Origin of the sequence: Pseudomonas fitomaticsae (assembly GCF_021018765.1) — a bacterium.
Classification (GTDB): Bacteria; Pseudomonadota; Gammaproteobacteria; order Pseudomonadales; family Pseudomonadaceae; genus Aquipseudomonas; species Aquipseudomonas fitomaticsae.
Map to the genome: position 1 here is coordinate 1,676,749 of NZ_CP075567.1, position 24,666 is coordinate 1,701,414.

A 24,666-nucleotide genomic window follows, 5' to 3' on the forward strand; every position below is an offset into this window, starting at 1 on the left:
GCATGTTGATGCGAGCGAAGGGCGACAAACGGATAGATTTAATCCGACGCATCCAAAAAACTCATGCGTTCGCCGCTTCCTCCAGCCACTGGCAGAAACTTTGCGCCGCCGGCGTGGATGGGCGTTGCGGAGTGACCAGCCAATAACCGATCTCGCCGAGCATCGGTGGGGTGTCGAAGACCGACACCAGCACGCCTTCCTTGATTCGCCGCTCGATCATTCGCTGGCGGCCCATGGCAATGCCCTGACCGGCGACGGCCGCTTCGACGACGATGTTGTAGTCGTGGAGCATGACGCTGGGCACATGAGCCAGATCGATGCCGCTGTGTTGTTGCCAGTCGATCCATTCGAATGGCTGGTGCGATTTGGCCATCAGCAACGGTCCGTTGTTCACGCCTTTGGCCTTGAAGGCCGGGCTGCAGACTGGCGTCAGGGTTTCAGCCATGAACCGGCGGGCCTGGACTTTCGGCCAGCCGCCCTTGCCGTAGCGGATCGCCAGGTCTACCTCGCCGGCGTCGACATCGGCCAGTTGCACGGCGGGCAGCAGCTCGACATGGATGTTCGGGTATTTCGCGTTGAAGTCCGCCAGACGCGGCGCCAGCCACAGGGTGGCAAAGGAGGCGAGCAGACCGATGCGCAGGGTAGTGGGGCGTTCGCCGCGCAGGTCGTGGGTGGCGGCGGCAATCGCGGCGAGGGCCGGTTCGATCTGCCGGTAGTAATGTTCGCCGGCAGGTGTCAGATCGATCGCCCGGGTGCGGCGCACGAACAGTCGCTGATCGAGGAATTCTTCAAGTTTGTGCACCTGATGGCTGATCGCGCTTTGGGTCACCGACAGCTCATTGGCAGCCTTGATGAAACTCAGATGGCGGGCCACGGCTTCAAAGGCGCGCAAGGCCATCAGCGGTGGCAGATCCTGATGCAGGGGCACGGCGCAGATCCTTCGGGTTCAGGGCGAGGCGCCGATTGTGCGGGCAAATCCGGTGGGCGGTACATGAATTGTTGTAGAGCGTTCAGGTGAGTGGCTGGTCAGCGCTCGCGTCAGGCCGCATTATTGGCGCAGTCCTGTCGGTGATCCGGCAGTTGTGATTCAGTCCAAGCGATGCACCGAACGCCATGAGCCAAGACGACAAGCTGATCGACCTCAATACCGAACGCGCCAAGCGGGTTCATGACCTCAACGAGAAGCGCCTGAATGAAGTTCGCCAGGCTTTCGAGCAGGCGATGCCGTTGGGTAAACCGAAGAAAAAGCCGAAAAACAAACCAAAAAAGCGTTGATCTCCCCCTGCATCCGTTGATGCAGGTCAGTTATTTCCCTTCCTTTCCTCCCCATGGTGGCCGGCATTGATCCCGGTCAATTCCTGCGCCTGCCTGATTGGTTAACTTGGCTCCATCGCAGCAGAGCAGGGGCCAGGAGGCCAGTCATGTTTTTCGATAACGTGGTGTTTGCCGGGGTCCTGACTGTGGGCCTGATGGTTCTGTTTTTTGCAGGGTTTGGATTTTTTATCTGGAAGGATGCGAATAAGCGCAAGAAGCCTTGATTCTTCTGGGTTTGATGAGCACGCAAGGCATTTTGGGCAACTTCGGTTGCCCTTTTTTTTTGTGTCTTGGCGGCCTTTGGGCCGACCATGCTTTGGGTGTTTTTTTGTGAATATCCGTTTTTGCGGGTGTTGCCGCTGGCGGTTTCGCCCTTACGGCGAGTCCCTTTGGCAAACGCCGGAGTGCCGGCCCAGCCCAAAGGAACCAAAGGTCTGGGCCCCTGCGTTCGGCACCTCGCTTTGGCTCGGTGTTCCTTCGTTCCGGGATTCATCCGGGGGCATCGCCTACGGTTTGCTTCGCTGCACCTCCTCTCGATGTGTTTGGCTCCGCCAAACGGCGCTACGCGCCCACCCCCGGATAAATCCCTCCACTCAGCCTTCCGATGGGGCCGGCACGTCAAAAGCGGTACTCGAGCTAACGCTCATCGTGTTGAGTGGTGGGAAGCCAAAGCAAAGGCAAAGGCAGGCTTTAGATGTTTGCTTTTTAAGACCTGAGTACACCTCGGTATCTCACGTCGGCGTACCTCTCCCAAACAACTCGGTCGGCTCCCTCTCCCTACGGGCGGTCCGACGTTTCGGGAGGGCTGGGGTGAGGGCGCTCTTGATCTTCAGCGGCTCTTCACCGCGACCAACAAAAAAGGCGTGATCCTTTCGAATCACGCCTTCTTCACTACATCAATCTATCAGCTACCCAGCGCCTTCGACGCCAGCCAGAACAGGCCGGCCGACAGGGCCACGGTGGCTGGCAGGGTCAGGACCCAGGCCAGCAGGATGGTTTTCACCGTGCCGCCTTGCAGGCCGCTTTTGTTGGCGACCATGGTGCCGGCCACGCCCGAGGAGAGGACGTGGGTGGTGGACACCGGCAGGCTGAAGATGTTGGCCATGCCGATCAGGCTGGCGGTGGTGATCTGGGCCGACATGCCTTGCGAGTAGGTCATGCCTTGTTTGCCGATCTTCTCGCCGATGGTCAGTACCACGCGTTTCCAGCCGACCATGGTGCCCAGGCCCAGGGCCAGGGCGACCGCCAGAATTACCCAGAACGGGGCGTATTCGGTGGTGGTGGTCAGGTCTTTGCGCAGTTTGTCCAGGTCGGCTTTTTCACGCGGTGCGAGGCCTGGCAGTTTGCTGACTTTCTTCGCGGTGTCGTCCAGGCAGAGCAGGTAGCGACGCACTTCGATGCGGCTTTCCGAGGACAGCGAGTGATAGTCCGCTACACCTTTGAGGGTGTCGAGCAGGGCGGTGATGGTCGGTTCGGTCTGTTGCGGGTTGCAACGGAATTTCTCCGGCAGGTCGCCTTCCACGCTTTTGCCCAGGGCCAGGAATTCGCCCAGGGTTTCGGCGTTGCGCTTGTAGAACTGGCTCAGGTGCAGGGTCGCGTCGCGAGTCCGTTCGATCTGGTAGGTGGTGCTGTTCAGGTCGAGTACGAACTGCGCAGGCACGATACCGATCAGTACCAGCATGATCAGGCCGATACCTTTTTGGCCGTCGTTGGAGCCGTGCACGAAGCTCACGGCCATGGCCGAGATCACCAGGACCAGACGGTTCCAGAACGGTGGGTGCTTCTTGTCGTCGATCTTGCGGCGCTGTTCCGGCGTCTTGTGCATCTTCGACAGCGGGCGCCACCATTTCAGGCCGATCAGCACCAGCGCGGCGATCAGGAAACCGGCCATCGGCGAGAACACCAGCGAGGCGCCGATATCGATCGCTTTCTGCCAGTTGACGCCGTCAGCCAGTGGAATTTCGTTGATCAGGGCGTTGGCCAGGCCGACACCGAGGATCGAACCGATCAGCGTGTGCGAGCTGGAGGCCGGGATACCGAAGTACCAGGTGCCCAGGTTCCAGGCGATGGCGGCGGCGAGCAGCGAGAACACCATTGCCAGACCATGGCCGGTGTTCACGTTGATCAACAGTTCTACCGGCAGCAGGTGCACGATGGCATACGCCACGCCAACGCCGCCCAGCAATACGCCGAGGAAGTTGAACACGCCCGAGAAGAACACCGCCAGGTGAGGCGGCATCGCTTTGGTGTAGATAACAGTGGCTACCGCGTTAGCGGTGTCATGAAATCCATTGATGAACTCGAAGGCGAGGACAAATGTCAGGGCGAGCAGGAGGCTCACAAGCACCCAGGCATCCAGTCCGCTGAATAAATCGATCATGAAGGTTTTCTGACCCGGTCATAAGGGGGCGCGATTATGCCAGAAAAGACTGGAAATCGATCCCCTACCTGCTCATCGGTAAGCTTCTTCGCCAAATTAATTTGTATCAAGGTGCATTACCCAAGCTTTTTGGAGGGTTTTACAAGGTATTGATTCTATTGAGAAAAATGCAAGTCGCCGGTGGATTGGCCGGTTGTCGGGAGGGGGCTGAAACTTGTATGAAATATCTGAGAAACGCGTCTGACATGCTCCAGACCTGTGCATTACAGGGGAGTTGGCCGCTGCCCGCGGGTAGCGGGCGCGCAAGGCATCGTCAGTCCACCGTGCTTGTAGCCCGGTGAGTACGCTTACCCTCGAAAGTCTCAAAGGAAGGCATCAAGGCTCTTCGGCTTTGAGTTCCTCTTCCATTTTTTTCAGTTCTTGCTGGAAGACCTGATCCTGAACGGTAGGGCGTTTACGCCAGGCTTTGCGTTCGGGTTCGGGCTGGGCGGCGTAGGTGGTGACTTCCCCGCCGTAAACTTCCTTGTAACGTTGTTCCTGGCGCTCAAGTTCCGCGCGCAGTTCGTCTTTCGTCACAGTGCTACCTGTATGAGTTGAGATAAATGTCTGGTGAACGCACTGCAACGAATCATTTAACCGGTTCACCAACAAGCGCTCGCCCGGACAGGCAGCGGGGTTGTCGGGAAGACGGTCAGGACTTCCATGTTGCAGGCGGCTACGGCACCAGATTAAAACTGACGCAGCATCAGTTTCCTGTTTCAGCGAGCGCGCTGGCGGTGCATGAGTAATGAGCATCAGGCGCTGGCCGGGGCCGGCGGCGATGGACATCGCGCCAGCGGGTGGCACCGTCGGCAAATAAAAGCGCGGTGTCACTGAGGTGCATTATAGCGGCCGAATCGGGATTGACTATCTTTGCCAAGTTAAAAACGGTTCTGGATGTGTGATTGTTTTGTGACGTGCAACTTTCATCAATAGTTGCATCGTTGTTGCGCAGTGTTTGGTTTCTGGCGCCATTTAGTCGAACAACTAAGGCGTGTTAACTACGCAGGCGTTCCAGGTTCAAATCCGCTCTGAGCAGCCCGACCGGGGAGGCGAGGGCGATTGCGATTATCGGTCGACGGTTCGATAATCGCCCGGTGTTGGCGGTCTGTCGCTTGTCTATCCGCCGGCAAGCCGCTTGTATAGCCGTTGATCCGAACAAGAAAAAAAGGACCTGACATGAACGATCAAATGCGCAATTCCTTCACCTCGGTAGCGCCGCCGATCGTCGCTTCGCCGGCCAAGCGTATCCAGGCCCTGACCGGTGATCCGGATTTCATGACCTCCCTGGCCCGTGGCCTGGCGGTGGTGCAGGCGTTTCAGGAGCGCAAGCGCCACCTGACCATCGCCCAGATCAGCCACCGTACGGAAATTCCCCGCGCCGCCGTGCGCCGTTGCCTGCACACACTGATCAAACTCGGCTACGCCACCACCGACGGGCGCACTTATTCGCTTCTGCCCAAAGTGCTGACCCTCGGCCACGCCTATCTGTCTTCGACGCCGCTGGCGGTCTCGGCCCAGCCGTATCTCGACCGCATGAGTGAGCAACTGCACGAGGCCTGCAACATGGCCACGCTTGAAGGCGACGACATTCTCTACATCGCCCGTTCGGCCACCACTCAGCGTCTGATTTCGGTGGACCTCTCGGTAGGCGGGCGTTTGCCGGCGTACTGCACGTCCATGGGGCGGATCCTGCTGGCGGCGCTGGACGACACCTCACTGCGCGAATACCTCGACCACGCCGAACTGGTCGCCAAGACCAGCCGCACCCTTCACACCCCCGACGCCTTGCTCGAATGTCTGCAGGAAGTGCGGCAGCAGGGCTGGTGCATCGTCGATCAGGAACTGGAGCAAGGTCTGCGCTCGATTGCCGTGCCGGTCTACGACGCTTCCGGCCAAGTGGTGGCCGCGCTCAACGTCAGCACTCACGCCGGTCGCGTCAGCCGTACGGAGCTTGAGCAGCGCTTCCTGCCCGGCCTGTTAAGCGCCAGTCGCGACCTCAGTGCGCAATTGTTTGCCTGATGAAGCTGTTCGATAAACGCACAGAGTTGCGTTTATCGAATTGACGCTAAAACCCCCGGATCATTAATGTCGCGGCAGCGTCATCCGGCGCGAATGTGAATGAGCCCGCCGGATTGTCGACTCCCATAATAATGACAAGAGGCAACTTCCCATGCGCACGTTCCCCGACTGTCGCCGCTCCCGTTCCTGTTGCCGGTATTAGCGCAACGCCTGATTCCTTCCTTATATAGTTGTGTCCGTGCCGCTCTCTGGCCGGTCGCCGTTCGACTGCGTTTTTTGCGTGGAATAAAAATAATGAACCAGCCTCAGTCTGCTGTAGGTCACTGCCTCGACGTGCAGTCCTTTATCAACGCCCAACCGATCTCGCGCTATCAGTGGCGCGTGGTGATTCTGTGTTTCCTGATTGTGTTCCTCGATGGCCTCGACACCGCGGCCATGGGTTTTATCGCGCCGGCCCTGTCCCAGGACTGGGGCATCGACCGCGCCAGCCTCGGCCCGGTGATGAGTGCCGCGTTGATCGGCATGGTCTTTGGCGCGCTGGGCTCCGGGCCGTTGGCTGACCGCTTCGGGCGAAAAGTCGTACTGGTCGGCGCGGTTTTTCTGTTCGGTGCCTTCAGCCTGGCTTCGGCCTACGCCACCAATGTCGATCAGTTGCTGGTACTGCGTTTCCTCACCGGTCTGGGGCTGGGTGCCGGGATGCCGAACGCCACCACCCTGCTGTCGGAATACACCCCGGAGCGCAAGAAGTCGTTGCTGGTGACCAGCATGTTCTGCGGCTTCAACCTCGGCATGGCCGGTGGTGGATTCATCTCGGCCAAGCTGATCCCGGCATTCGGCTGGCACAGCCTGTTGCTGATCGGCGGGATCCTGCCGCTGATCCTCACCGTGGTGTTGCTGCTCTGGCTGCCGGAATCGGCGCGTTATCTGGTGGTGCGCAATCGCGGCACCGACAAAGTACGCAAGACCCTTGCGCCCATTGACCCGGCCACCGTCGCTCAGGCCGCGAGTTTCAGTGTGCCGGAACAGAAAACCGTAAAAGCGCGCAACGTGTTCGCGGTGATTTTCTCCGGCACCTACAGCGTCGGCACGTTGCTGCTGTGGCTGACCTACTTCATGGGCCTGGTGATCGTTTACCTGCTGACCAGCTGGCTGCCGACCCTGATGCGCGACAGCGGCGCGAGCATGGAACAGGCGGCGTTTATCGGCGCGCTGTTCCAGTTCGGCGGGGTGTTGAGCGCGGTCGGCGTAGGCTGGGCGATGGACCGCTTCAATCCGCACAAGGTCATTGGCATTTTCTACCTGCTGGCCGGGGTGTTTGCCTACGCCGTGGGGCAAAGCCTGGGCAACATCACGCTGCTGGCGACGCTGGTGCTGGTGGCGGGCATGTGCGTCAACGGCGCGCAATCGGCGATGCCGTCACTGGCGGCGCGGTTTTATCCGACGCAGGGCCGGGCGACAGGTGTGTCGTGGATGCTCGGAATCGGCCGGTTCGGCGCGATTCTCGGGGCGTGGATGGGCGCGACACTGTTGGGCCTGGGCTGGAATTTCGAACAGGTGCTGACAGCGTTGGTGATTCCGGCCGGGCTGGCGACGGCAGCGGTGGTGATCAAGGGCCTGGTCAGTCACGCGGACGCGACCTGATATCCATGTCCATCACTCCCGCACGCGGTGCGGGAGTGATCATTAGGCAGATAACAATCTGTTCGATAAACGAACACTCAGTCGATTATCGGATTGTTTGGCGAAAATCAGCGGCTTAATCTTCAGTGACTCCGGCGCAGAACCTCGCGCCTTTTTATCACTGGCGATTCATTACAAAAAACAGGAGCCCGCTCCATGGCTGAGATCCTTTCGCTGCACGACGCGGTGAAGCAATTCGTCAACGACGGCGACACCGTCGCGCTCGAAGGCTTCACTCACCTGATCCCTACGGCGGCGGGTCATGAAATCATTCGTCAGGGCAAGAAAGATCTGACCCTGGTGCGGATGACGCCTGACCTGATCTACGACCAACTGATCGGCGCCGGCTGTGCACGCAAGCTGATCTTCTCCTGGGGCGGCAACCCTGGCGTGGGTTCGCTGCACCGTCTGCGCGACGCGGTCGAGAAGCAATGGCCGCATGCGCTGGAAATCGAAGAACACAGCCACGCCGACCTGGCCAATGCCTACGTCGCCGGCGCCTCCGGCCTGCCATTCGCGGTGCTGCGGGCCTACGCCGGTTCCGACCTGCCGAAGGTCAACCCGCTGATCAAATCCGTGACGTGCCCATTCACCGGCGAAGTGCTGGCGGCGGTGCCGTCGGTGCGTCCGGACGTGACCGTGATCCACGCCCAGAAGGCCGACCGTCAGGGCAACGTGCTGCTGTGGGGCATCCTCGGCGTACAGAAAGAAGCCGCGTTGGCCGCCAAGCGTTGCATCGTCACCGTCGAAGAAATCGTCGACAACCTCAACGCCCCGATGAACGCCTGCGTGCTGCCGACCTGGGCCTTGAGCGCGGTCTGCCACGTACCCGGTGGCGCGCATCCGTCCTACGCCCACGGTTACACCGAGCGTGACAACCGCTTCTATCAGGCGTGGGATCCGATCGCCCGCGACCGTGAGACTTTTACTGCGTGGATCAACGAATACATCCATGGCTGCGCTGACTTCAGCGAGTTCCAGGCCAAATTGGCCGCTGCTTCGGAGGCCAAGTAATGACTTACACCACCAATGAAATGATGACCGTCGCCGCGGCCCGACGCCTGAAGAACGGCTCGGTGTGCTTCGTCGGCATCGGCCTGCCGTCGAAAGCCGCCAACCTGGCGCGCCTGACCTCGTCGCCGGACGTGGTGTTGATCTACGAGTCGGGCCCTATCGGTGCCAAACCCAGCGTGTTGCCACTGTCCATCGGTGACGGCGAACTGGCGGAAACCGCTGACACTGTCGTGCCGACCGGTGAGATTTTTCGCTACTGGCTACAGGGCGGACGCATCGACGTCGGTTTCCTCGGCGCAGCGCAGGTCGACCGTTTCGGCAACATCAACACCACGGTGGTCGGCGACTATCACCGGCCGAAAGTCCGTCTGCCGGGTGCCGGTGGCGCGCCGGAAATTGCCGGTTCCGCGAAAAGCGTGCTGATCATCCTTAAACAGTCCGCGCGTTCGTTTGTCGACAAACTCGACTTCATCACCTCGGTCGGTCATGGCGAGGGCGGCGATTCACGCAAGCGTCTGGGCCTGCCGGGCGCCGGTCCGGTGGGGATCATCACCGATTTGTGCATCATGGAACCGGAAGAGGGCACCCATGAATTCGTGGTCACCGCACTGCACCCTGGGGTGACCCGTGAGCAAGTGGTCGCCGCCACCGGTTGGGCGATCCGTTTTGCCGACAGCGTGGCCACCACCGCCGAGCCGACCGAAGTCGAGCTGACCGCCCTGCGCGATCTCGAAGCCCGCACCGCAGCGGCCCACGGCCAGGCACCGGGAGAAGCATGATGCGCGACGTTTATATCTGCGATGCGATACGTACCCCCATCGGTCGTTTTGGTGGCGGTCTGGCGGCGGTTCGCGCCGACGACCTGGCCGCCGTGCCGATCAAGGCCTTGATGGAGCGCAATTCGTCGGTGGACTGGAGCGCCCTCGACGAAGTATTCCTCGGTTGCGCCAACCAGGCCGGCGAAGACAACCGCAACGTCGCGCGCATGGCGCTGTTGCTGGCCGGTCTGCCGGAGAGCGTTCCGGGCGTCACCCTCAATCGCCTTTGCGCTTCGGGCATGGACGCCATCGGTACGGCGTTCCGCGCCATTGCCAGCGGCGAAATGGAGCTGGCGATTGCCGGCGGTGTCGAGTCGATGTCCCGCGCACCGTTCGTGATGGGCAAGGCTGATGCGGCGTTTTCGCGCAACATGAAGCTGGAAGACACCACCATCGGCTGGCGTTTCATCAACCCGTTGATGAAGGCCCAGTACGGCGTCGATGCGATGCCGCAGACCGCCGACAACGTCGCCGACGATTACCAGATTTCCCGCGAGGATCAGGACGCTTTCGCCCTGCGCAGTCAGCAACGTACTGCCGCTGCCCAGGCTGCCGGCTACTTCGCCGAAGAAATCGTCGAAGTGCGGATCGCCCACAAGAAGGGCGAAACCGTGGTCAGCCAGGACGAACACCCTCGTGCCGACACCACGCTTGAAGCCCTGACCAGACTGAAACCGGTCAACGGCCCGGACAAGACCGTCACCGCCGGCAACGCTTCGGGCGTCAACGACGGTGCTGCCGCGCTGATTCTGGCCTCGGCCGAAGCGGTGAAAAAACACGGTCTGACTGCCCGCGCCAAAGTGCTCGGGATGGCCAGCGCCGGGGTTGCGCCACGGGTGATGGGCATCGGCCCGGTGCCGGCGGTGCGCAAACTCACCGAACGCCTTGGCGTGGCGGTCAGCGATTTCGATGTGATCGAACTCAACGAAGCGTTTGCCAGCCAGGGTCTGGCGGTATTGCGTGAGCTGGGGCTGGCGGACGACGCGGCCCAGGTCAACCCGAACGGCGGCGCGATTGCGTTGGGTCACCCGCTGGGCATGAGCGGCGCGCGTCTGGTGCTGACCGCGCTGCATCAGCTGGAAAAGACCGGTGGCAAGAAAGGTCTGGCGACCATGTGCGTCGGTGTCGGCCAGGGTCTGGCCCTGGCCATCGAACGCGTCTGACGCAAGCCGTGACGAAAAAGAACAGAGGAAAGCGAAATGACTGACAAGCCTGGTTACCGCCGCCCGCAGGAAGGCACCCAGCCGCCGTACCTGCACCCGACCTATCAATCCACCAATCTGCGCTCGCCGTCCAAGCCGTTGGTGTTTCTGCCGCACTCGCTGTCGGAAATCACCGGCCCGACCATCGGTGCCGAGCGCGTGGCCGACACCGACAACGATCTGACCGCCCAGCATCAGGGTGAACCGCTCGGCGAGCGGATCATCATTCACGGGCGTGTGCTCGACGAAGACGGTCTGCCGGTGCCGGGGATTCTGGTGGAGATCTGGCAGGCCAACGCCGCCGGTCGCTACAACCATGCCCGTGACCTGCACGACGCACCGCTGGACCCGAACTTCACCGGCACCGGCCGCACCGTGACCGACGCCGACGGCTGGTATCAGTTCCAGACCATCAAGCCCGGCGCGTATCCGTGGGGCAACCACCACAACGCCTGGCGCCCGGCGCATGTGCATTTCTCGCTGTTCGGGCCGAGCATCCTGACGCGCCTGGTCACGCAAATGTATTTCCCGGGCGACCCGCTGCTGGCCTACGACCCGATCTACAACTGCGTGCCGGACACCTCGGCCAAGGAACGCCTGATCGCCGCTTTCGATCTGGAAAAAACCATTCCGTCCTACGCCCTCGCTTATCGCTGGGACATCGTGCTGCGCGGCCGCGAAGCCACGCCGATGGAGAAATGAGATGACCCTGACTGCGACCACGTCCCACACCGTCGGGCCGTATTACCACATCGGCCTGACCTGGCTGAACCGCGAAAACCTCGCCAACGAACTGACCCTCGGCCAGCGCGTGGCGATCACCGGGCAAGTGGTGGATGGCAACGGCGATGTCGTCAACGATGCCATGCTCGAAGTCTGGCAGGCCAACGCCGCCGGCAAATATGACCACCCGGAAGACGAGCAGGCCAAGCCGCTCGATCCGAATTTCGAAGGTTTCGGCCGGGTGCCGGTGGATGCGGAAGGGCGCTTTCGTTTCACCACCATCAAGCCGGGCACGGTTGAAGGCCTGAAGGGTTCGACCCAGGCGCCGCACCTGGTGGTGCTGGTGTTTGCGCGCGGGTTGGTGAAGCACTTGCTGACGCGGATTTATTTCGAGGGCGATCCGGCGAACGTCAATGATCCGCTGCTCGAATGCGTACCGGCCGAGCGCCGCACCACGTTGCTGGCGAAGCCGGATGCGGCGGGTGTTTATCAGTGGAATGTGATCCTGCAGGGCACTGATGCCGAGACGGTGTTCTTCGATTACTGAAGTGATCACACATCCCCTGTGGGAGCGGGCTTGCTCGCGAAGAGGGTGTGTCAGTCGACATTGATGTTGGCTGATCCAACGCCTTCGCGGGCAAGCCCGCTCCCACAAGGATTTGCAGCGCTTGAGTATCTGTGGAACGGGACTGTTGCAAAGTGTGTCTAGACTCTCACTGTCCCTATCGAGTGAAAAACAATGACAACCCTCACCTCCCATTACACCGGTGAAGAGCGCAGCAAGCGCATCTTTGCCATTGTCGGCGCGTCGTCCGGCAACCTCGTCGAATGGTTCGACTTCTACGTCTACGCCTTCTGCGCGATCTATTTCGCCCCGGCGTTTTTCCCCTCCGACAACCCCACGGTGCAGCTGGTCAACACGGCAGGCGTATTCGCCGCCGGGTTCCTGATGCGACCGATCGGCGGCTGGATTTTCGGCCGGGTCGCGGACAAGCACGGGCGCAAGAACTCGATGCTGATCTCGATCCTGATGATGTGCTTCGGTTCGCTGCTGATCGCCTGTCTGCCGACCTACAAGGACATCGGCGTCTGGGCGCCGTTGCTGCTGTTGTTCGCGCGTCTGTTGCAAGGCCTGTCAGTGGGCGGTGAGTACGGCACCACCGCGACCTACATGAGCGAAGTCGCGCTCAAGGGCCAGCGCGGGTTCTTCGCCTCGTTCCAGTACGTGACGCTGATCGGCGGGCAACTGCTGGCGGTGCTGCTGGTGGTGATCCTGCAACAGTTCCTCTCTGAAGAAGAATTGCGTGCCTACGGCTGGCGGATTCCGTTCGTGGTCGGCGCGGCCGCTGCGCTGATTTCGCTGTTCCTGCGCCGTTCGCTGAAAGAAACCACCAGCAAGGAAATGCGCGAGAACAAGGACGCCGGCAGCATCCGCGCCCTGTTCCGCGACCACAAGGCCGCGTTCATTACCGTGCTCGGCTACACCGCCGGTGGCTCGCTGATTTTCTACACCTTCACCACGTATATGCAGAAGTACCTGGTGAACACCGCCGGCATGCACGCCAAGACCGCCAGCTACATCATGACCGGCGCGCTGTTCCTGTACATGTGCATGCAGCCGCTGTTCGGCATGCTCGCCGACAAGATCGGCCGGCGTAACTCGATGCTCTGGTTCGGCGGCCTTGGTACGTTGTTCACGGTGCCGATCCTGCTCAGCCTGAAAAGTGTCGGCAGCCCGTTCCTGGCCTTTGTGCTGATCACCCTGGCGCTGTCGATCGTCAGTTTCTACACCTCGATCAGCGGTCTGGTGAAAGCCGAAATGTTCCCGCCGGAAGTCCGCGCCCTCGGCGTCGGCCTGGCGTATGCGGTAGCCAACGCGATCTTCGGCGGTTCGGCAGAATACGTCGCCCTGAGCCTGAAGGCCGGCGGCATGGAAAACGCGTTCTACTGGTATGTCACGATCATGATGGCCGTGGCGTTCCTGTTCAGCCTGCGCCTGCCCAAAGAAGCGAAGTATTTGCACCACGACCTTTAAACCGATGCGCGCGGGCCACAACGGCCCGCGCCGGCAAGGACTGTTTATGACTCAGCGACCGGGCAATCAATTGTTCGATGCCTACTTTACTGCCCGCGATATGCGCGACGTGTTCTGCGATCAGGGCCGGGTGCAGGCGATGCTCGACTTCGAAGCGGCGCTGGCCCGGGCCGAAGCGCGGGTCGGATTGATTCCGGCGAATGCTGTCGCGTCGATCGAAAACGCTTGCCGCGCCGGGCTGTTTGATTTCGCAGCGCTGGGCGAGGCGATTGCCACGGCCGGCAATTCGGCGATTCCACTGGTCAAGGCGTTGGGCAAACTGATCGCCGCGATCGATGCCGAAGCTGAGCGGTACGTGCATCTGGGTGCTACCAGCCAGGACGTGATGGATTCCGGGCTGGTGCTGCAATTGCGCCAGGCGCTGGAATTGATTGAAGGGGAGCTGACGCAACTGGCCGACTCCCTCGCCACTCAGGCACAGCGCCACGCCGCGACGCCGCTGGCCGGGCGCACCTGGCTGCAACACGCGACGCCGGTGACGCTCGGCATGAAAATCGCCGGTTGGCTCGGTGCCGTGACTCGCAGCCGTCAACGCCTGCGCGAGCTCAAACCACGACTGCTGGTGCTGCAATTCGGCGGCGCGTCCGGCACCCTCGCGGCGCTCGGCGAACAGGCGTTGCCGATCGCCCAGGCGCTGGCCGAAGAACTGCAACTGAGCCTGCCGGAACAACCGTGGCACACCCAGCGTGATCGCATTGTCGAGTTTGGTGCTGTGCTCGGGCTGATCGCCGGCAGCCTCGGCAAATTCGGTCGCGACGTCAGCCTGTTGATGCAGACCGAAGCGGCGGAAGTGTTCGAGCCGTCGGCGCCGGGCAAGGGCGGTTCCTCGACCATGCCGCACAAGCGCAATCCGGTGGGCGCGGCGGTGCTGATCGGTGCGGCGACCCGCGTGCCGGGGCTGGTCTCGACGCTGTTCAGTGCCATGCCCCAGGAACACGAGCGAAGCCTCGGTTTGTGGCACGCCGAATGGGAAACCCTGCCGGAAATCTGCTGCCTGGTATCGGGTGCGCTGCAACAGGCGCGGCTGCTGGCTGATGGTCTCGAAGTCGATGCCGCGCGCATGGGCCGCAACCTCGAATTGACCCAAGGTCTGGTGCTGGCCGAAGCGGTGAGCATCGTGCTCGCGCAACGGGTCGGCCGCGACACCGCGCATCATCTGCTCGAACAATGCTGCAAACGAGCGGTGGCCGAACAGCGCCATCTGCGTGCGGTACTCGGTGACGAGCCACAGGTGACTGCCGAACTGAGCGCAACCGAACTGGATCATCTGCTCGATCCCGCCCATTACCTCGGTCAGGCGCAGGTCTGGGTCGAGCGTGCGGTGGCCGAACACAACGCATTGTCTGACTGAAAGGAGAGGGCTGTGGCTTTCGTTCAACTCGCCGATGGCGAACTGCATTACACATTGGAAGGCCCGGTCGATGCGCCGGTGCTGGTGCTGTCGAACTCGCTGGGCACCGACCTACACATGTGGGACGCGCAGATGCCGGCCTTCACCGAACATTTTCGCGTGCTGCGTTTTGATACGCGCGGGCACGGCCAGTCGCTGGTGACGCCCGGCCCTTACAGCATCGAGCAACTGGGCCGCGACGTGCTGGCGCTGCTGGATGCGCTGCACATCGAACGTGCGCATTTCTGCGGTCTGTCGATGGGCGGCCTGATCGGCCAGTGGCTGGGGATCAACGCCGGCCAGCGTCTGAACAAACTGATCGTCTGCAACACGGCGGCGAAAATCGGCGATCCGTCGGTGTGGAATCCGCGCATCGAAACCGTGCTGCGCGACGGCCCGGCGGCGATGGTCGCGTTGCGTGATGCGTCGATTGCCCGCTGGTTTACCCCGGACTTTTCTGCCGCCAATCCGGCAGCCGCCAAGCAGATCACCGACATGCTGGCCGCGACCAATCCTGAAGGTTACGCCGCCAACTGCGCGGCGGTGCGCGATGCGGATTTCCGTGAGCAGTTGTCGTCGATCACGGCGCCGCTGCTGGTGATCGCCGGTACCGAAGATGCGGTGACGCCACCGTCCGGCGGGCATTTCATTCAGGAGCATGTGCGCGGCGCCGAGTACGCCGAGTTCTATGCGGCGCATCTTTCAAACGTTCAGGCCGGCGACGCGTTCAGCGACCGCGTGCTGACCTTTTTGCTGGCCGATTGAGGGGATTTCCGTGGACGAGAAACAACGTTACGACGACGGCATGCAAGTGCGCCGCGCGGTGCTCGGTGACGCTCACGTCGATCGCAGTCTGACCACGCTGACCGAGTTCAACTCGGAGTTCCAGGAGATGATCACCCGTCACGCCTGGGGCGACATCTGGACCCGTTCGGGCCTGCCGCGCCACACCCGCAGCCTGATCACCATCGCCATGCTGATCGGCATGAACCGCGAAGGCGAACTCAAGTTGCACCTGCGCGCAGCGGCCAACAATGGCGTGAGCCGCGGCGAGATCAAGGAAGTGATCATGCAGAGCGCGATCTACTGCGGGATTCCGGCGGCGAATGCGACGTTTCATCTGGCCGAATCGGTGTGGGATGAACTGGGTATCGAATCACGCGAGTAATCGTTGAATTCGAGGGATCGCAGCCTGTGGAAGGCTGCGATCCTTTGAGTTTCACACCTTGGCCACAATGAATATCCGCTTGAACGGAAACAACGTATGCCCGTCGTCTTCCTGCGGATAATGCGCATGCACCCGCATCAGGTAGTGATAGATGAAGAGCGCCTGTTCCTCCGGCGTCAGTCCCTGCATCACCGGCCGCAGCGCCGACACCTTCACCCAGTCATAAACCGGTGACTTGCCGTCGACCACCTGCAACTGCTCGGTTTCCCAGATATCCAGCGACCGGGTCAGCGGTGCGAGCAAACGATAGTAATCCTCCAGCGACAATAACGGCCGCGCCGCCATGCGCTGGCGCAGTTGCGGGCTGCCCAGCGGTTGGCGACCGGGGCCGGCATCCTCGAGGGTATCGAGCATCAGGCGATACCACAGCGCATCGCGCCAGTCCGGCATGTGCGCAGCCAGACAACCGCCGGGGTTGAGGTGGCGAAGCAATCCCGGCAGCAGCGTCTGATGGTCATCGATGAAGTGCAGCACAGCCGCGGCGAACAACAGGTCGGCCGGTTTACGGGGTTTCCAGTGTTGCAGCTCGGCGTGTTGCCAGCGCGCCTTGATCGGCAGGCAACGGGCGACCTGAAGCATGTCTTTCGAACTGTCGATGCCCTTGAGGTCTGCCCGGGGCCAGCGATCTGCAAGAACCTTCGTGGCAATCCCGGTGCCGCAACCGAGGTCATAAATGCGTTGAGGATCGTGCAGGTCCACGCGGCCGAGCAATTCATCGACCGGTTGTTGCCTGAGACGGGAAAACTGCTGGTACGCCCGGGCGTCCCAGTCAGTGCAGGGCGAACCCCGCGTTTCGGTTTTGACGCGCATGAGGTGATCCTCTCTGGCGAATTACAGTTGTCTTCCAATGACGTTGAGCGTTTTCAGGACAATGGCCACACCTTTGCGCGTATCGCGATCATTCAACAGTTTGAGCAGGGTATAGAGGCTTGGCGATTTGGCCTGCGCCATGGTTTCAGCCCGGGCCAGGCGCAGGGTGTTGGTCGCTGCCCAGCCGGAGGCCGTCGCCTGTTCGAACAGCAGTGCCAGTTTCTCCACCATGGCCTCATCCAGCAGATCGACCAGATCCGACAGCAAGGAAAGCAGGTCGACAATATTTTCCAGCCGCCCGCCGTCGATCAGCGGTTGCAACCTGGCCATCAGGGCGATGTACCCGGGTGTGGCCGACAGGTCTTCAGACATGTTCATCAGCAATCACTCCTCCCCATGCAGGGTCAAAGCATTCCACGGGCCACCGCCCAGTAAAGACCGCGATTGAAGCCGTTGCGCAGCAGGCCGCCAAGTTTGGTTGGTGGCGTCGGCAGTACGTCGCGGCTGTAGTTGTACCAAAGCGGCATTCCAGCGTTCAGGCCCATTTGCGCGACGGCCTGAACGCGACCGTCATAGGCACTGACGGGGTGCCCCAGACGGATTTCGGCGGTGATGTTGTTGGCGATCACCGGCGCCTGGTTATGGCAGGCGCCTCCGGCCTTGCTCACTGGCAGGTCAACGGTGTCGCCGATCACGTAGACCCCGTCCAGGCCATAGACCTGCAGGGTTTCGTGGTTGGTCGGCAACCAGCCTTCGTTGTTGGGTGCCTGGGAGATTCCGGATTCCAGCACGGCATCCACGGCACGGATCGGTGGAGTTGCCATCAGGATGTCGAACGGTTGCGCTGCGCCTTCTTCGGAATAGGCGATTTTCGCGTCTGGATCGACCCGGCTCAGAGTGAAGCTGCGCTGATACTCAATGCCCAGCTTGTCGAAGATGCCGGGCAGGACTTCCCCGGTCGGGCGTTGCAGGAACAGGCAGTTGCGCAACAACTGGGCGGTGGTGGGGTAGGTGTAGATGATTTCCACCTTGTCGCGCACACCCCGTCGACGTAGCAGATCATCCACCATCAATGTCGTTTCAACCGGCGCAATTCCGCATTGATGCGGAACGTTGTGCGCGCGTGGGAAAGACACGGTGATGAAAATCCGGCCCTTCTCAATCGTGCTCAGACGCTGTGCCAGTCGGTACGCCGGATCGTATTGATAGAAATGATCGCCGGCTTCCTTCAAGCCTTCGATGCGTTCCGGTGCGGGCACGCATCCGGTGGCGATGACCAGAAAGTCGTAGTCAAGGCATTTGCCGCTTCGGGTCTTGAGGCGTTGGTTGTCGAAGTCGAACCGCGTGACCATTTCAACCTGAAAGTCGATTTCCGGGCGCAACAACGAGCGCTCCGGGCGTTTGAGTTCTTCCTTGAAGAACAGATTGAACGCCACGTACATGAACGCGGGTTTGTAGTAATGATCGGAGGATTCCGACAGCAGGGTGATCGAGACTTCGCCACGCAGGATTTCAGGATACAGCTTGCCGACCAGTTGATTGGCCAGCATGGTTCCGCCTACGCCGCCACCGACGATAACTATTCGCTTGCTCATACCTGACCTCCGTGGCCAAGGTGTGCTTCGCGTACAGCATCCGGAGATAACGGAAGAGTAAGGGGGCTCCTACTTCAGGCTGGAGAGTTGAACGTACTGTTTAACTGTATCTTCGTCTTGGCGACCTGCCGGATCGAAATGACCAGCGGTCATAACGGCGCTCGCCCTGAGCGCCGTTGCCTCCGTTACAGCAGGCTGATCGGATAGCTGACGATCAAGCGGTTCTCGTCGAACTCGTTATTGCTGTAGTCACGGCGCATGGTCGAGTTGCGCCATCTGACGTTCAGGTCCTTGAGCGCGCCGCTTTGCACGGTGTAGCCCAGTTCCGATTCGCGGCCCCATTCCTTGCCGTCGGTGATGGTCCCGGTGTGCACGTTGTCGCCGCTGATGTAGCGGTTCATCAGGGTCAGGCCGGGGATGCCGAGGGCAGCGAAATTGTAGTCGTGGCGCAGTTGCCAGGAGCGTTCCTGAGCATTGTCGTAGCTTGAGTTGTAGCTGTCGTTGGCCAGGGTGCCGCCGCTGGTGCCGTTGACCCGCATCCAGGCACTGTCGCCGGTGAGTTTTTGCAGGCCGACGTAAAAGGTGTTGCCGCCGTATCGCGCGGAGAACAGCCCCGACCAGGTCTTGTTGTCGAGGTCGCCGGCGCGGGCACTGCCGTCGTCCTTGCCGTAGAAGAAACCGAGGTTGGCGCCCAGGGTCCAGTCGCCGAGCGGCTGGCTGTGGATCAGGTTGACGTATTGCTGGCTGTAGATGTCCTTGAGCTCGGCATTCCACAAGCCGATCTGGGTGCGCTTGTCGTTGAACACGTATTCGCCGCCCTGGAAGTTGAAGCGATCGGAGGTGAACGCGGCTTTGCCGGTCATCGACATGTCGCTCATGCTGCTGTCGTCGCGCGGGCTGTTGGCGCGGAACTGGCCGCCATACAGGGTCAGGCCGTCGATTTCCTTCGAGGTGATCTGGCCGCCGCGAAAGGTCTGCGGCAGCGAGCGACCGTCATCCGAGCGCAGGATTGGCAGCACCGGCATCCACTCGCCGACCTTGATTTCGGTCTGCGACAGTCTGGCCTTGAACGCCACGTTGGTGCGACCGAAGGTGTCCGCCGGGCGCCCGTCATGATCCAGCGGCAACAGTTGTGTGCCCCCCGTGCCTTTGCCGCCATCGAGTTTCACCGAATACAACCCCAATACGTCCATGCCGAAACCGACGGTGCCTTGGGTGAAACCGGATTTGGCGTCGAGGATGAAGTTCTGCGTCCACTCTTCAGCCTTGCCCTGAGCCTTGGTCGGGTTGGTGAAGTTGCGGTTGATGTAGAAGTTGCGCAGGTTCAGGTTGACCTTGGCCCCTTCGATGAAACCGGCTTCTTCAGCCGCAGCGGGCAGCGCGACGCCAGCCAGGGCGAGGGCGATCAGGCCGGGAAGTGCGTAGGGCGCAGGGGAGGTTGTCATGGGCTCGGGTCTCTCTTGTTTTTTTGGGCGAACGGGTGCGCTGCGGCGGTTTCTGAGGCGCAGGAATTCAATGGAATCAGGGGCGAAGTGGCGGCGATCAGCCGGATGGAGCAGGGCGCGGGAGCATGGTGTCGAACCTGTTGTTATTGGTTTTGTGGCTCGAATGGTGCGGGGCGCGGGCGAGGCGATTCAATCGGCGAAAGTGGAATTCGGGCGATTATCGAACGCAAGATGTGCGGGCAACAAAAAGCCCGCCATCAGGCGGGCTCGTTGTTTTCAGCGCTCGATCAGAACAACTTCATCTTCGGCGCTTCTTCTTTGAGCGGCTCGTTCTGCGCGGTCTGCGCATTCCAGCCACCGCCCAGTGCCTTGTACAGGTTGACCGCACTGGTCAGTTGCGCGAGGCGGTCGGTGATCAGCGATTGTTGCGCGCTGAACAGCTGTCGCTGGGCATCGAGGAAGGTCAGGTTGCTGTCGACGCCGATGCGATAGCGACGCTCGGCCAGGCGGTAGTAATCCTGGTTGGCGGCGACGAAATCACGCTGGGCCTGCAACTGCTCGGTGTAGGTCTGGCGGGCGGCCAGGCCGTCGGCGACTTCCTGGAAGGCCGTTTGAATGGACTTCTCGTAGTTCGCCACGCCAATGTCCTTCTGGATCTTGGCGTAATCGAGGCTGGCGCGCAGGCTGCCGGCGTTGAAGATCGGCAGGTTGATCTGCGGCTGGAACAGCCACGTGCCCGAACCGCCCTTGAACAGGCCGGACAGGTCCGGGCTCAGGCTGCCCGCATTGGCGGTCAGGCTGATGCTCGGGAAGAACGCTGCACGGGCTGCGCCGATGTTGGCGTTGGCCGCCTTCAGGTTGTACTCGGCCTGAAGGATGTCCGGACGGCGTTGCAGCAGATCCGACGGCAGGCCGGCCGGCACGTCGGCCAGCAGGTCATCCGACAGTGGCTTGGCCGCTTGCAGGTTGGCCGGCACGCCGGTGCCGAGCAGCAGGGTCAGGCTGTTTTCGTCCTGGGCGACCTGTCGGGTGTAACGCGCCAGTTGTGCCCGGGCGTTTTCAACCGAGGTACGCGACTGCGCCAGGTCCAGTGCCGAAGCCACACCGACTTCGTTGCTGCGGCTGGTCAGCTTGTAGCTTTCCTCGAAGGCACCGAGGGTGTCCTGCGTCAGCTTCAGCAGTTCCTTGTCGGCCTGCCAGGTCAGGTAGGCGTTGGCCACACTGGCCACCAGGCTGATCTGGGTGCTGCGGCGCGCTTCTTCGGTGGCGAAGTATTGTTGCAGCGCTTGTTCGCTCAGGCTGCGAACCCGACCGAACAGGTCGAGTTCGTAGGCGCTGATGCCGACGGTGGCGGAGTAGGAGCTGGTGATGCTCGACTCACCGGTCTGCGACGCACGGGCCGGAACCCGCTGACGGCTGCCGCTGGCATTGGCCGACACGGCCGGGAACAGGTCGGCACGCTGGATGCGGTATTGAGCCGCGTAGGCGTCGATGTTCAGCGCCGCGACACGCAGGTCGCGGTTGTTTTCCAGGGCGACCTGGATCAGCTGCTGCAGGGCAGGGTCATGGAAAAACTGCTTCCAGCCCTGCTCGGCAGCGGCCTGCGCCGGCGCCTGGGCCGGCGAGTACGCCGGGCCCTGCGGGAATTGCGCGGCCACCGGTGCTTCAGGCTGCTGATAATCCGGTATCAGCGAGCAACCGCTCAGCACGAAGGCGGCGACTGCGATGGAGAGTAGCGACTTGCTCATTGGCCAGCCTCTTTAGGAGTTTCTATGGCGTCATCCTTGCCGGCGTTTTTGCGCTGACCCATGGACGACACAGTGACGAAGAACAGTGGAACCCAGAAGATCGCCAGGATCGTTGCGGTGAGCATACCGCCAATCACGCCGGTACCGATCGCGTGTTGACTGCCCGAGCCTGCGCCAGTGGAGATAGCCAACGGTACAACACCGAGGACGAAGGCCAGCGACGTCATGATGATCGGTCGCAGACGCATGCGGCAGGCTTCGATGGCCGCATCGCGCAGACTGCGTCCCTGCTCGTGCAGTTCCTTGGCGAACTCGACGATCAGAATGGCGTTTTTAGCTGCCAGACCAATGGTCGTCAACAGACCCACCTGGAAGTACACGTCGTTCGACAGACCGCGCAGGCTGGTGGCCATCAGCGCACCGATGATCCCCAGCGGTACCACGAGCATGACCGCGATCGGAATCGACCAGCTTTCATACAACGCCGCCAGACACAGGAACACCATCAGCAGCGACAGGGCGTACAGCGCCGGAGCCTGCGAGCCGGAGAGGCGTTCTTCGTACGACAGACCGGTCCACGAGATGCCCACGCCCGCCGGCAGTTTCTTGGCAATCGCCTCGACTTCGGCCATCGCTTCACCGGTGGAATAGCCCGGAGCCGGGGCACCGAGGATCTCGACCGCTTCAACGCCGTTGTAACGCGCCAGCTTCGGCGAACCGTAGATCCACTCGCCCTTGGCGAACGCGGAGAATGGAACCATGGTGCCGGAGGCGTTGCGCACGTACCACTTCTTCAGGTCTTCCGGGCTCATGCGCGAGTCTGGCCGGCCCTGCACGTACACCTTCTTCACCCGACCGCGGTCGATGAAGTCGTTGACGTAGCTACTGCCCAGCGCAATCGACAGGGTGTTGTTGATGTCGGCGATAGTAATGCCCAGGGCACTGGCCTTCTCGTCATCGATTTCCAGCTGGAATTGCGGTTCGTCGTTCAGACCGTTCGGACGCACCTGCGTGAGCACCTTGCTCTGCGCGGCCATGCCGAGGAACTGGTTGCGCGCAGCCATCAACTTCTCGTGACCGATACCGGCGCGGTCCTGCAGGAACACGTCGAAACCGGTGGCGTTACCCAGCTCCAGTACTGCCGGCGGAGCGAAGGCGAACACCATCGCATCGCGGAAGCTGAAGAAGTGCTGCTGGGCGCGGGCGGCGAGTTTGAACACACTGTTGTCGGCGTTACGTTCGTCCCACGGCTTGAGCATGATGAACGCCATACCCGAGCTCTGGCCACGGCCGGCGAAGTTGAAGCCGGTCACGGTGAACACCGAGGCTACTGCGTCGCCTTCACCGCCGTCCTTGGTCGGACGCAGCAGGAATTCACGCATTTCATCCACCACCACCTGAGTGCGCTGGGCACTGGAACCGGCTGGCGTCTGCACCTGGGCGAACAGAACGCCCTGGTCTTCTTCCGGCAGGAACGCGGTCGGAATGCGGGTGAACAGCCAGATCATGCCGACCACGATCAGCAGGTAGGCCAGCAGATACGGTGCCTTGCGCGACAGCATGTTGCCGACACCGCGCTCGTAGCTGTTGACGCCACGGTCGAAGTTGCGGTTGAACCAGCCGAAGAAGCCTTTTTTCGGCGCGCCGTGCTCACCGTGCGGAATGGCCTTGAGCATGGTGGCGCAAAGCGCCGGGGTGAAAATCAACGCGACCAGTACCGACAACGCCATGGCCGACACGATGGTGATCGAGAACTGCTTGTAGATCACACCGGTGGAACCACTGAAGAACGCCATCGGCAGCAGTACCGCCGACAGCACCAGGGCGATACCGACCAGGGCGCCCTGGATCTGGCCCATGGATTTCTTGGTCGCTTCCTTCGGTGACAAGCCTTCTTCGCTCATCACCCGCTCGACGTTTTCCACCACGACGATGGCGTCGTCCACCAGCAAGCCGATGGCCAGCACCATGCCGAACATGGTCAGGGTGTTGATGCTGAAACCGGCCGCCGCGAGGATGCCGAACGTACCGAGCAATACCACCGGCACGGTCATCGTGGTGATGACGGTGGCGCGGAAGTTTTGCAGGAACAGGAACATCACCAGGAACACCAGCGCAATCGCCTCGACCAAGGTGTGAACCACGCCTTTGATCGACTCGGTCACTACGGGAGTGGTGTCATACGGGAACACCACTTCCATCCCTTGCGGGAAGAATGGCTTGAGGTCGTCAATCGTCTTGCGCAGTGCCTTGGCGGTGTCGAGAGCGTTGGCGCCGTTGGCCAGTTTCACCGCCAGACCGGAAGCCGGGCTGCCGTTGAACTGGGCGCTGATGGCATAGTTCTCGCCACCCAGGCCGACGTCGGCGACGTCTTTGAGGCGAACCTGAGAGCCGTCCTTGTTGACCTTGAGCAGAATTTCTTTGAACTGCTCGGCGGTCTGCAAACGGGTCTTGCCGATGATCGTGGCGTTCAACTGCTGGCCCTGCACGGCAGGCAAGCCACCGAGCTGACCGGACGAAACCTGAACGTTCTGCGCCGCAATCGCGGTTTTCACGTCGACCGGGGTCAGGTTGAAGTTGTTCAACTTGGCCGGGTCGAGCCAGATGCGCATCGCGTACTGGGCACCGAAGACCTGGAAGTCACCGACACCGGCGGTCCGCGAGATCGGGTCCTGCATGTTCGACACGATGTAGTTGGACAGGTCGTCCTTGGTCATGCTGCCGTCACGCGACACCACACCGATCACCAGCAGGAAGTTCTTCACTGCCTTGGTCACGCGGATACCCTGTTGCTGCACTTCCTGCGGCAGCAGCGGGGTGGCCAGGTTCAGCTTGTTCTGGACCTGGACCTGCGCGGTGTCGGAGTTGGTGCCTTGCTCGAAGGTCGCGGTGATGGTCATGCTGCCGTCGGAGTTACTTTCCGAGGACACATAACGCAGGTTGTCGATACCGTTGAGCTGCTGCTCGATCACCTGGACCACGGTGTCCTGAACCGTCTGCGCCGAAGCACCCGGGTAGGTCACGGAGATCGCAATGGCCGGTGGCGCAATGCTCGGGTACTGGTTGATCGGCAACTTCAGGATCGAAAGTGCCCCGACCAGCATGATCACCAGGGCAATTACCCAGGCGAAAATCGGACGGTCGATGAAAAATTTTGACATGG

The 24,666-nt window shown here is 61.4% G+C and carries 22 protein-coding genes; 13 read left to right on the forward strand and 9 right to left on the reverse strand.

Annotation, left to right across the window (positions count from 1 at the left end; translation table 11 throughout):
- Positions 1-61: 61 nt before the first annotated feature.
- Entirely contained in the window at positions 62-928 is an 867-nt protein-coding gene (locus KJY40_RS07490) for a LysR substrate-binding domain-containing protein (RefSeq protein WP_230735887.1), read from the reverse strand.
- Between the two features lie 185 nt (positions 929-1,113).
- On the opposite strand from KJY40_RS07490, the gene KJY40_RS07495 reads away from it, so the two are divergent.
- Both KJY40_RS07495 and ccoM read left to right on the forward strand, forming a co-directional pair.
- On the forward strand, positions 1,114-1,275 hold the full coding sequence (locus KJY40_RS07495; protein WP_007959203.1) for a hypothetical protein: 162 nt from the start codon (positions 1,114-1,116) through the stop codon (positions 1,273-1,275).
- Between the two features lie 146 nt (positions 1,276-1,421).
- Positions 1,422-1,538, forward strand: a complete 117-nt coding sequence (ccoM, locus tag KJY40_RS29630; protein ID WP_007959205.1) for a cytochrome c oxidase subunit CcoM — start codon at positions 1,422-1,424, stop codon at positions 1,536-1,538.
- 680 nt (positions 1,539-2,218) lie between these two features.
- Here the strand turns inward: ccoM and KJY40_RS07500 are convergent.
- Positions 2,219-3,694: an inorganic phosphate transporter gene (locus tag KJY40_RS07500; RefSeq protein WP_230735889.1), complete on the reverse strand. Its 1,476-nt coding sequence runs from the start codon at positions 3,692-3,694 to the stop codon at positions 2,219-2,221.
- 375 nt (positions 3,695-4,069) lie between these two features.
- Complete coding sequence (locus KJY40_RS07505) at positions 4,070-4,270, reverse strand: hypothetical protein (protein ID WP_007957826.1); 201 nt, start codon at positions 4,268-4,270, stop codon at positions 4,070-4,072.
- A 642-nt stretch (positions 4,271-4,912) separates the two neighbouring features.
- On the opposite strand from KJY40_RS07505, the gene pcaR reads away from it, so the two are divergent.
- From pcaR to pcaC, 11 genes are all read left to right on the forward strand, one after another.
- The gene (gene pcaR / locus KJY40_RS07510) at positions 4,913-5,755 is read left to right on the forward strand and encodes a pca regulon transcriptional regulator PcaR (RefSeq protein ID WP_230735891.1); all 843 of its coding nucleotides are present in this window, start codon (positions 4,913-4,915) and stop codon (positions 5,753-5,755) included.
- 294 nt (positions 5,756-6,049) lie between these two features.
- On the forward strand, positions 6,050-7,396 hold the full coding sequence (locus tag KJY40_RS07515) for an MFS transporter (RefSeq protein ID WP_007957828.1): 1,347 nt from the start codon (positions 6,050-6,052) through the stop codon (positions 7,394-7,396).
- A gap of 195 nt (positions 7,397-7,591) precedes the next feature.
- Entirely contained in the window at positions 7,592-8,449 is an 858-nt protein-coding gene (locus KJY40_RS07520) for a CoA transferase subunit A (RefSeq protein WP_003222404.1), read from the forward strand.
- A complete protein-coding gene (locus KJY40_RS07525) occupies positions 8,449-9,228 on the forward strand; it encodes a CoA-transferase subunit beta (protein ID WP_230735893.1) in 780 nt (259 codons plus the stop codon). The genes KJY40_RS07520 and KJY40_RS07525 overlap by 1 nt, the downstream gene beginning before the upstream one ends.
- Positions 9,225-10,430 (forward strand): 3-oxoadipyl-CoA thiolase, encoded by a 1,206-nt coding sequence (pcaF, locus tag KJY40_RS07530; protein WP_230735895.1) that lies wholly within the window; start codon positions 9,225-9,227, stop codon positions 10,428-10,430. Before KJY40_RS07525 ends, pcaF begins: the two co-directional genes overlap by 4 nt.
- Positions 10,431-10,466: 36 nt before the next feature.
- Positions 10,467-11,171, forward strand: coding sequence for a protocatechuate 3,4-dioxygenase subunit beta (gene pcaH / locus KJY40_RS07535; protein ID WP_011332820.1), 705 nt, complete (start codon positions 10,467-10,469; stop codon positions 11,169-11,171).
- Between the two features lies 1 nt (position 11,172).
- Positions 11,173-11,739 carry a protocatechuate 3,4-dioxygenase subunit alpha gene (gene pcaG / locus KJY40_RS07540; RefSeq protein WP_064593979.1) on the forward strand — a complete coding sequence of 189 codons (567 nt, stop codon included), beginning with the start codon at positions 11,173-11,175 and terminating at the stop codon, positions 11,737-11,739.
- Positions 11,740-11,931: 192 nt separating this feature from the next.
- Complete coding sequence (locus KJY40_RS07545) at positions 11,932-13,227, forward strand: MFS family transporter (protein WP_230735897.1); 1,296 nt, start codon at positions 11,932-11,934, stop codon at positions 13,225-13,227.
- Positions 13,228-13,273: 46 nt separating this feature from the next.
- Complete coding sequence (locus tag KJY40_RS07550) at positions 13,274-14,638, forward strand: 3-carboxy-cis,cis-muconate cycloisomerase (protein ID WP_230735899.1); 1,365 nt, start codon at positions 13,274-13,276, stop codon at positions 14,636-14,638.
- 12 nt (positions 14,639-14,650) lie between these two features.
- Positions 14,651-15,442 (forward strand): 3-oxoadipate enol-lactonase, encoded by a 792-nt coding sequence (pcaD, locus tag KJY40_RS07555; protein WP_230735901.1) that lies wholly within the window; start codon positions 14,651-14,653, stop codon positions 15,440-15,442.
- A 10-nt stretch (positions 15,443-15,452) separates the two neighbouring features.
- The gene (pcaC, locus tag KJY40_RS07560; RefSeq protein ID WP_230735903.1) at positions 15,453-15,845 is read left to right on the forward strand and encodes a 4-carboxymuconolactone decarboxylase; all 393 of its coding nucleotides are present in this window, start codon (positions 15,453-15,455) and stop codon (positions 15,843-15,845) included.
- Between the two features lie 51 nt (positions 15,846-15,896).
- Here the strand turns inward: pcaC and KJY40_RS07565 are convergent, their stop codons facing one another.
- The 6 genes from KJY40_RS07565 to emhB all read right to left on the reverse strand — a co-directional run bounded on the left by KJY40_RS07565 (position 15,897) and on the right by emhB (position 24,664).
- Complete coding sequence (locus KJY40_RS07565; protein ID WP_230735905.1) at positions 15,897-16,715, reverse strand: methyltransferase domain-containing protein; 819 nt, start codon at positions 16,713-16,715, stop codon at positions 15,897-15,899.
- A 21-nt stretch (positions 16,716-16,736) separates the two neighbouring features.
- Positions 16,737-17,093, reverse strand: coding sequence for a DUF1641 domain-containing protein (locus tag KJY40_RS07570; RefSeq protein WP_230735907.1), 357 nt, complete (start codon positions 17,091-17,093; stop codon positions 16,737-16,739).
- 26 nt (positions 17,094-17,119) lie between these two features.
- A complete protein-coding gene (locus tag KJY40_RS07575) occupies positions 17,120-18,310 on the reverse strand; it encodes an NAD(P)/FAD-dependent oxidoreductase (protein WP_230735909.1) in 1,191 nt (396 codons plus the stop codon).
- Positions 18,311-18,495: 185 nt separating this feature from the next.
- Positions 18,496-19,755: an OprD family porin gene (locus KJY40_RS07580; RefSeq protein WP_230735911.1), complete on the reverse strand. Its 1,260-nt coding sequence runs from the start codon at positions 19,753-19,755 to the stop codon at positions 18,496-18,498.
- 287 nt (positions 19,756-20,042) lie between these two features.
- Entirely contained in the window at positions 20,043-21,503 is a 1,461-nt protein-coding gene (gene emhC, locus KJY40_RS07585) for an efflux RND transporter outer membrane subunit EmhC (protein ID WP_102718199.1), read from the reverse strand.
- The gene (emhB, locus tag KJY40_RS07590) at positions 21,500-24,664 is read right to left on the reverse strand and encodes an efflux RND transporter permease subunit EmhB (RefSeq protein WP_230735913.1); all 3,165 of its coding nucleotides are present in this window, start codon (positions 24,662-24,664) and stop codon (positions 21,500-21,502) included. Before emhB ends, emhC begins: the two co-directional genes overlap by 4 nt.
- Between the last annotated feature and the right edge of the window lie 2 nt (positions 24,665-24,666).

Excerpts from the sequence above, each read along its gene's own strand:
- KJY40_RS07495 (WP_007959203.1), top strand. The coding sequence starts at position 1,114 with ATGAGCCAAGACGACAAGCTGATCGACCTCAATACCGAACGCGCCAAG.
- ccoM (WP_007959205.1), top strand. The coding sequence starts at position 1,422 with ATGTTTTTCGATAACGTGGTGTTTGCCGGGGTCCTGACTGTGGGCCTG.
- KJY40_RS07500 (WP_230735889.1), bottom strand. The coding sequence starts at position 3,694 with ATGATCGATTTATTCAGCGGACTGGATGCCTGGGTGCTTGTGAGCCTC.
- pcaR (WP_230735891.1), top strand. The coding sequence starts at position 4,913 with ATGAACGATCAAATGCGCAATTCCTTCACCTCGGTAGCGCCGCCGATC.
- KJY40_RS07515 (WP_007957828.1), top strand. The coding sequence starts at position 6,050 with ATGAACCAGCCTCAGTCTGCTGTAGGTCACTGCCTCGACGTGCAGTCC.
- KJY40_RS07520 (WP_003222404.1), top strand. The coding sequence starts at position 7,592 with ATGGCTGAGATCCTTTCGCTGCACGACGCGGTGAAGCAATTCGTCAAC.
- KJY40_RS07525 (WP_230735893.1), top strand. The coding sequence starts at position 8,449 with ATGACTTACACCACCAATGAAATGATGACCGTCGCCGCGGCCCGACGC.
- pcaF (WP_230735895.1), top strand. The coding sequence starts at position 9,225 with ATGATGCGCGACGTTTATATCTGCGATGCGATACGTACCCCCATCGGT.
- pcaH (WP_011332820.1), top strand. The coding sequence starts at position 10,467 with ATGACTGACAAGCCTGGTTACCGCCGCCCGCAGGAAGGCACCCAGCCG.
- pcaG (WP_064593979.1), top strand. The coding sequence starts at position 11,173 with ATGACCCTGACTGCGACCACGTCCCACACCGTCGGGCCGTATTACCAC.
- KJY40_RS07545 (WP_230735897.1), top strand. The coding sequence starts at position 11,932 with ATGACAACCCTCACCTCCCATTACACCGGTGAAGAGCGCAGCAAGCGC.
- KJY40_RS07550 (WP_230735899.1), top strand. The coding sequence starts at position 13,274 with ATGACTCAGCGACCGGGCAATCAATTGTTCGATGCCTACTTTACTGCC.
- KJY40_RS07565 (WP_230735905.1), bottom strand. The coding sequence starts at position 16,715 with ATGCGCGTCAAAACCGAAACGCGGGGTTCGCCCTGCACTGACTGGGAC.
- KJY40_RS07570 (WP_230735907.1), bottom strand. The coding sequence starts at position 17,093 with ATGAACATGTCTGAAGACCTGTCGGCCACACCCGGGTACATCGCCCTG.
- KJY40_RS07575 (WP_230735909.1), bottom strand. The coding sequence starts at position 18,310 with ATGAGCAAGCGAATAGTTATCGTCGGTGGCGGCGTAGGCGGAACCATG.
- KJY40_RS07580 (WP_230735911.1), bottom strand. The coding sequence starts at position 19,755 with ATGACAACCTCCCCTGCGCCCTACGCACTTCCCGGCCTGATCGCCCTC.
- emhC (WP_102718199.1), bottom strand. The coding sequence starts at position 21,503 with ATGAGCAAGTCGCTACTCTCCATCGCAGTCGCCGCCTTCGTGCTGAGC.
- emhB (WP_230735913.1), bottom strand. The coding sequence starts at position 24,664 with ATGTCAAAATTTTTCATCGACCGTCCGATTTTCGCCTGGGTAATTGCC.